Here is a 6791-nt window from a genome sequence, read left to right as displayed (position 1 = left end):
GGGAACTGTCGTGATGCTCAGCCTCGCCGGCGCCAACCGAGATCCTCGAAAGTTCGAGAACCCGAACGAGTTCCGCCTCGATCGCAAGAATCTTCACGATCATGTCGCTTTCGGCCGTGGATTGCACACGTGCGCGGGCGCACCACTGGCCAGAATCGAGGGCCGTGTCACCCTCAACCGTCTCCTCGACAGGATGCAAGACTTCAACATCAACGAAGTGACTCACGGACCGGCCGACAACCGCTCATACGAGTACGAGCCGTCGTTCCTGTTGCGCGGACTCACCGAACTCAACATCGAGTTCACGCCCGCACCGTGATCCCACACGTGAGCAGCTGAGCTGTAGTAGCTCCCGCGCCCGGCGACAAACCTGCATTTGCCAGGACCTGTATCCGTGTCCATGCGGTGCGCACCATAGATGGCGTCATCGCGGACGACGTCGCTGCTGCTTGCGTTCGACATCGAGCTGTCCAAACATCACATCGGGCGACGTGCGCGATGAGTAACAAGAGAGGTTTTCATGCCAGGAAGAGTTGAAGGAAAGGTCGCGTTCGTCACGGGCGCGGCCAGGGGTCAGGGACGAAGCCATGCTGTTCGCCTCGCGCAGGAAGGCGCGGACATCATCGCGATCGACATCTGCAAACCGATCCATCCGGATTCGGCCATTCCCGGAGCAACGCCGGAAGACTTGGCCGAAACAGTAAGACTGGTAGAGGCATTCGATCGCCGCATCGTGACTGCCGAGGTGGACGTCCGCGATTTCGGCGCCCTGAAGTCTGCAGTGGACAGTGGCGTCGAACAGCTGGGCCGCCTCGACATCATCGTCGCCAACGCCGGCATCGGTACCGGTGGCACCCGTCTGGACCGGGTCGAGGAGGACGAGTGGCAAGAGATGATCGACATCAACTTGTCGGGCGTGTGGAAGTCGGTAAAGGCAGGCGTTCCCCATATCTTGGCGGGCGGCAAAGGCGGCTCGATCATCCTGACGAGCTCGGTGGGCGGTTTGAAAGCCCATCCGAACATCGGACCCTACGTCGCTGCCAAGCACGGTGTGGTGGGACTGGCGCGATCATTTGCGGTCGAACTGGGCGAATTCTCCATCCGCGCCAACTCGGTTCACCCCACGAACGTGAACTCACCGATGTTCATGCATGAGGCCACGATGAAGATGTTCCGCCCCGACCTCGAGAATCCCACTGCGGATGACATGGAAGTCGCGGCAAAGTTCATGCATGTGCTTCCGGTGGGCTGGGTAGAGACCTCGGACATCAGCAATGCCGTGTTGTTCCTAGCCTCGGACGAGTCCCGTTATGTCACCGGCCTTCCGCTCACGGTCGACGCCGGCAGCATGCTCAAGTAGCAGACGAACCCCGACAAAACTCACGCCGGACTCCGCCTGCTGTCAGACATTGTCTGCAGCAGGCGGAGTCGGTTTCAGCGTGTGGTGTACGTTCCGCCATTCACGTGGAGGGTCTGACCAGTGATGTGGGCAGCGCCCGGTGACGCGAGGAATCCGGCGAGTGCGGCTATGTCTTCGGGGGCACCTCGTCGCCCGTTCTGCGTCTTGGAGACGAGGTCGCGCTCCCTCTCCGGAGTCAGCCCGCCCTTGAAGAAGTCTGTGTCGGCGATGTACCCCGGCGAAATGGTGTTTGCAGTTATTCCCCTGTGCCCGAACTCTTTTGCGAGACCCACCGTCCACGAACTGACAGCGGCCTTCGCGGACCCGTAAGAGCCGGCCCCGCTCTCCGCCGCGATCGAACCGATGTTGATTATTCTTCCGCCGTTGTTGATGCGGCGACCCAACTCGCTGACCGTCAGCACGGCGGTGAGGACGTTTGCAACGTAGTTCTCGAGCCACACATCCTTGACGCCGGCAAGTCCGGCTCGGGCTTCGTCGAATCCGGCGATACCCCCAGCATTGTTCACGATGACGTCGAGTTCAGCCGGGAGTTGTTGCGCGGCAACCGATAGATCCTCAGGGCTCGAGTGGTCGCAAACCAGATAGTCGATACCCAGATCGGCAGCGGTATCCTTCAGCGCGCTCTCCGTTCTGCCCGTGATGACGATCTGCGCCCCACTGACGTTTCGAAACTCCTTGGCAATTGCCCTTCCGATACCCGTGGCTCCGCCGGTTATGAGAATTTGCATGTGCCCTCCGTTCATTGGATCGTGCCGAAATGGCGAATGGCCTTCACGATCAACGGCGAAGCCCACCGTCCATCATATTGATCATGGGAATCGGCCTGGCCGGTGGATGCAATCGATGTCCAACATGGCCGCACACCGTCGAGGAAGAGCCGAACGCCGAATCTCGACGGCAACCGCCAGGTGCCCGACACGTCTTTCCATGTCGGGCACCTGTCTGCAAATCGTGGCCGAGGGCCAACTTGCGGTTGTCGTGACTACTACTGGACGATCCAGAGCTCCTCCGGCAATGGCGATCCCAGCGTGTACATCTGAACACCACGCACGTTCTTCCCGTAGATCACAGCGGGAACAGCGCGCGTGTACCACACCCCGGGAACCACTGCCTTGATGCGGTTCTGGACGTCGGTATACGCCTCGATTCGTTCGGCTTCAGTCGTTGCGACCCGCCCCTTGTCCAGTGCTGCATCCAACTCCGGATCGTTGACACCCATCTGATTACCGGCCGACGTCGAATGGAACGCAGTCCAGAGTGCGAAGTCGGGGCCTTGCACGATCGCGGCCGAGATCGTCAAGTCGAAGTCACCGGTCATTGTCGCCTTGGTGGCCCCGGCGATGTCGCGGACGTCGAGCTTCACCTCGACATTGTCGTAGGTGCTCAGCTGGGTCTGGACAGCCTCTGCCAGCATTCGAGAATCGCTCGTGGGGTACGCCATGAATGTTGCCGCAACCGGTTTGCCCTCGGCAGCCAGTTCATCGAACAGTCGCTGCGCTTCTTGGCGGTTCGAATCCTGGAGCGGAATGTCCGCGTAGTACGGCGACTCTTTGTTGAAGAGAGTCTGCGGGACCTCGTTCTTACCGGCGAAGACGATGGTGTTCAAACCCTCGGTGTCCAAAGCCATTTGGACCGCACGACGCGCCCGGACATCGTCGAATGGTGCCCGTCTGTGGTTCATGGCGACGATCTGGCCGCCGCCTGTGGGAACGATCTCGTAGTGCAAGCCCTGTGCGCCGGCCTCCTCGATCGTGCTCATCGAGGATTCCGAAGCGAGATCGGCTCCACCGGTCGCGACCGCATTGAGACGCTGGCTGGCGTCGTGGACCGTACGGATGGTCAAACGGTCGAGGTAAGGCTTCGGCGCATCCCAGTAGTTCGGGTTCTTCTCGAGTTCGATCTCCGCTTGCCGAGTCCAGTTGACCAGAGAGAAGGGCCCGGCTCCCACTGGGTGCTCCGCGTAGGACTGACTGCCCTTCTGAAGAGCCGTCGGGGAAGCGATCCAGTTCATCGACGAGGCAACCAGGGTCTCGGCGAACTGAGGATTTGGATCAACCAGCGTGGCCTTCATGACGTTGGGCGAAACAACTTCCGTGTTCTCCACCAGGATCGCGTAGCGGGTTGCATTTGATCCGAGCGAGCGGTCTTTCAGCCTGTCCCAGTTGAACTTGACCGCGGCCGCGTCAAGCGGGGTGCCGTCGGTGAATGTCAATCCCGGGCGCAACGTCAAATCGAAGGTCTTCCCCCCATCCGTGGTCACGAAGTCGGTAGCCATTTTGTACTGGGTTTCCAGCGTGGCCTGGTCGTTGGTGATCAAAGTCCCGTACAGCGCGTTGCCGAGCGTGGCCATATGCGCCCAGGTATTCGACAATGCCGCGGGATCGAGTGATTGGGGTTCAGCGAGTTGGATGATCTGGGCTGATCCGCCCGGTACCGGTTCACCTTCCGCAGTAGGTGCGCCACCCGATGCGACGTCGCCCCCACCCCCGCAGGCAGTTACGAGCATCAGTGTCGTCGCGAAGAGGACGGCGAGCGTCAACCTCCGAGAGCGAGTGTGGTGAAACATGGAACGGCCTTTCGATTGGTGTGGTCGATGACGCCGGAAGCGGGCGACGATCAGAAATTGGAGGTGACCGCTTCGGCGTACCGTGCGAATCAGTGAAATATCCCGGTGGACAAGGACTTCGGAATGCATTGACCAAGCAACGTGATCCAGGACACCATATGCTCGACCGGACACTCAAGACAAGTACTGGAACACAAGGATTTTCAATTCATCGCGAAATATGTTCCCGGGCAGATGTTTTGCCTACTCGGATGTTCCACCGAGTGCGCGGAGGCAGAACTCCCACAACCTGTCCTGCACATCATCGCGGTCACCCGGAGCGTAGGCCCAGTAGTGGTACACAGACCGGACGAGTTCGGCGATGAACCAGGCATCGCCCTCTGCGTCGGCAGTGGTCAACTGCCCTCTGTCCACCGCAGATTGAATCTCCTTGTGCAGCAGGCCCACAAACGGTTTGTCAGTTTTTGCAAGTTCTTCTGGGAAGACTCGGTGGAGCCGCCAATGCGTGCCTATGACGAATCGGGCAAGCGCGTCGCGACGAGGATCCTGCCCCAGCGTGCCCAGTACGTGTCCGACGTAGAATCGGAGTCTGTCCAACGGGTCGTCGAGTTCAGAAGCTGCCGCCTCCCACTGCGCAGTGGCCGTTGCCATCTGGTCGCCGATCACGGCGATCAGCAGTTCGTCCTTGCTCGTGAAGTATCGGTAGAAGGTCTGGAGTGCAACACCGGCTTCCTTGACCAGTTCCTGGGTCGTGAATGTGTCTCCCTTTTTCTCGATGAGCCGCACAGCGGCCCCCAATATGGAATGCACCTGCTCCGCCGAACGCTTGCGCGATCGCTGAACCACAGGTGACCTCTCCTCAGCACGGGACATGCTGCGGATTCTAGCCGTCGTCCGCGCCGGCCGACGCGATGCGCGAGCCGTTCAACGCACCATCGGCAGCACCGCCACGCAGATCTGTTGCAGCCCTGTTTCTTTCACAGTGGCGCAAGGTACATCTCAGGCGAGAGCGCGTCGTGGTCAGCGACTGCAGTACCGAGCCGATGCAACAGTATCTCGATGAGGTTCGGCGCAACCTTCGTCGTTATGCCCCAGAGGAACAATCCACGCAGTATCCCGCGGCCCATCGCTCGCCATGCAACATCCCTCGACGGAGGGGTGACGCCATGGGATTCGAGGCAGTCGAGGTAGTGCCACAGCAAGTCCCTCTCGCTGGCCCGACGGTCCTCGACGGTCAGAGCGGTCGCGATGTGCGTTCCGACATCCAGGTACCACATACCGCGCTGTACGAGTTGCCAGTCAACCAGGCTCAAAGCTCCCGAAGGATCCAGGAACGTGTTCCCGATATGGGCATCGCCGTGAATGACGCACCAATCCGACGATGCTTGCTCGGCTTCCAGGGTCGTCACCAGCGAGCTGTACGCCCGGGTCAGCCGAGGCGCGTCGCTGATCTCGTCGGGGACACGCCGACCGTTGGGACCGTGGAAGTTACCCTCGATTCGAGCGGTGATCGCGTCCTCTCCCCAGGCCCTCAGTGCACCCGCCAAATTGGAAGCCAGCCAAGGCTTTTCAGACCACTTGTCATTGCCCCAGGTCGAGGCGTGCAGTTTGGCGAACTGACTCAGGCTGTCGGCCGCGCGATCTGGGGTGATGTGGCTGGCGGCATCCAAAAAGGACCCTCCGTCGGCCACGATATCTTCTGTCACGACCACGCCGTGACGTGCCTCGGTGTCGAAGTCCGCATAGACGCTGCGCAGCGTACGCACTCCACTCTCCGCAGCGAGATCCCGGTAGAAGTAGGCCTCGCGCTCACCGACGAACCGAGCCTCTCGCCCCTGTTCGTTGAAATACCCTTTGACGCACAGACGTGGAGACAGCCCTTCCGGGACTCCCCCTTCGCACTCGATGGTGAAACGCGCGTTGGTTGATACCCGATCGACGATCGGTCCCAGGGTCACCCCGCGCACGGCAATTCCCGGAAAACGAGGTTCGAGTGCAGCAGACAGCCACTGCGGAGACAGCGCCTCCTCGAGAGTGTCGGGGACCCCTGCATTCATGAGCGAGCCGCCTTCGACAGGACGTCAGTCGGCCTGGCCGCTACACGCAATTCGGATTTGTGATCGTTGAGTGTCCTGCATGAGGTAGAACGTTGTATTCTCATAATCAGAATGTAATACTCGTCGGACCGTACTCCAACGGTTTCCGAGAATTTCATCGAAATCCGTTGCCCGAACCGGGTTCCCGATTCTGGTCGTCTGCCGGCGCGGCTCAACCCGGTCGCCCGGCATCGCAGGGCGCAGTCAGTTCGGGATCTACACAGCGGATTCGGCGGTTGACGGCTACCGGATCGCACACTGCTCGAGAGGACACCAGATGACGTCATCAAAGAAGAGACTGCAAGTGGACCCTCAGCTGTGCGAAGCGCACGCGCTGTGCGTCGAGATCGCACCTGAGGTGTTCGTACTCAACGACGACGCCGACGTCGCCACCTGCGACGAAGATCCGCCAGAAGCCCTGTTGCCGGACGTCAAGGCCGCCATCAGCGGGTGCCCACGTCAGGCCATCAGCATGGTCGACAGACCCTGACCGCCGATACGCACAAACCAGCCCACTTCGCACTGCCCCCACAACCCGAAGGGACCCCTAGTCTCATGACCGACATCGCTTCCGCCGACTACTTCACCGACCCGGCACTGGCTCAGAGCCCGTTCGAGTACTTCGATGCTCTCCGAGAACTGGGGCCCGTCTACCGCGAGCCCCACCACAACGTCGTTGTCGTCACCGGTCACTCAGAAGTAATCGAAG

General features: G+C 60.6%; 7 protein-coding genes. 3 read left to right on the top strand and 4 right to left on the bottom strand.

Annotation, left to right across the window (positions count from 1 at the left end; all coding sequences use genetic code 11):
- Both H290_RS29970 and H290_RS0127200 read left to right on the top strand, forming a co-directional pair.
- Positions 1-319: cytochrome P450 (locus H290_RS29970; RefSeq protein ID WP_155977122.1), on the top strand; the 319-nt coding region annotated here is incomplete at its 5' end.
- A gap of 201 nt (positions 320-520) precedes the next feature.
- The gene (locus H290_RS0127200) at positions 521-1360 is read left to right on the top strand and encodes a mycofactocin-coupled SDR family oxidoreductase (RefSeq protein WP_020110024.1); all 840 of its coding nucleotides are present in this window, start codon (positions 521-523) and stop codon (positions 1358-1360) included.
- A gap of 74 nt (positions 1361-1434) precedes the next feature.
- On the opposite strand, the gene H290_RS0127195 is transcribed toward H290_RS0127200, so the two are convergent.
- The 4 genes from H290_RS0127195 to H290_RS0127175 form a co-directional block, all read right to left on the bottom strand.
- Complete coding sequence (locus tag H290_RS0127195) at positions 1435-2148, bottom strand: SDR family NAD(P)-dependent oxidoreductase (RefSeq protein WP_036520545.1); 714 nt, start codon at positions 2146-2148, stop codon at positions 1435-1437.
- Positions 2149-2405: 257 nt separating this feature from the next.
- Positions 2406-3959, bottom strand: a complete 1554-nt coding sequence (locus tag H290_RS0127185; RefSeq protein WP_028463760.1) for an ABC transporter substrate-binding protein — start codon at positions 3957-3959, stop codon at positions 2406-2408.
- Between the two features lie 270 nt (positions 3960-4229).
- The gene (locus H290_RS0127180; RefSeq protein WP_028463759.1) at positions 4230-4859 is read right to left on the bottom strand and encodes a TetR/AcrR family transcriptional regulator; all 630 of its coding nucleotides are present in this window, start codon (positions 4857-4859) and stop codon (positions 4230-4232) included.
- Positions 4860-4963: 104 nt separating this feature from the next.
- Positions 4964-6043, bottom strand: coding sequence for a phosphotransferase (locus H290_RS0127175; RefSeq protein WP_020110019.1), 1080 nt, complete (start codon positions 6041-6043; stop codon positions 4964-4966).
- 316 nt (positions 6044-6359) lie between these two features.
- Between H290_RS0127175 and H290_RS0127170 the strand changes: the two genes are divergently transcribed.
- Positions 6360-6572, top strand: coding sequence for a ferredoxin (locus tag H290_RS0127170; RefSeq protein ID WP_028463752.1), 213 nt, complete (start codon positions 6360-6362; stop codon positions 6570-6572).
- Positions 6573-6791: the final 219 nt, after the last annotated feature.

The sequence above is a fragment of the Nocardia sp. 348MFTsu5.1 genome, assembly GCF_000383535.1.
GTDB classification, from domain to species: Bacteria; Actinomycetota; Actinomycetes; order Mycobacteriales; family Mycobacteriaceae; genus Williamsia; species Williamsia faeni.
Note: the sequence above shows the minus strand (reverse complement) of the source record. Positions and strands in the feature narration are given on the sequence as shown.

Bases quoted from the DNA above. Each gene is read 5' to 3' on its own strand.
- H290_RS0127170 (WP_028463752.1), top strand. From the start codon at position 6,360: ATGACGTCATCAAAGAAGAGACTGCAAGTGGACCCTCAGCTGTGCGAA.
- H290_RS0127200 (WP_020110024.1), top strand. From the start codon at position 521: ATGCCAGGAAGAGTTGAAGGAAAGGTCGCGTTCGTCACGGGCGCGGCC.
- H290_RS0127180 (WP_028463759.1), bottom strand. From the start codon at position 4,859: ATGTCCCGTGCTGAGGAGAGGTCACCTGTGGTTCAGCGATCGCGCAAG.
- H290_RS0127195 (WP_036520545.1), bottom strand. From the start codon at position 2,148: ATGCAAATTCTCATAACCGGCGGAGCCACGGGTATCGGAAGGGCAATT.
- H290_RS0127175 (WP_020110019.1), bottom strand. From the start codon at position 6,043: ATGAATGCAGGGGTCCCCGACACTCTCGAGGAGGCGCTGTCTCCGCAG.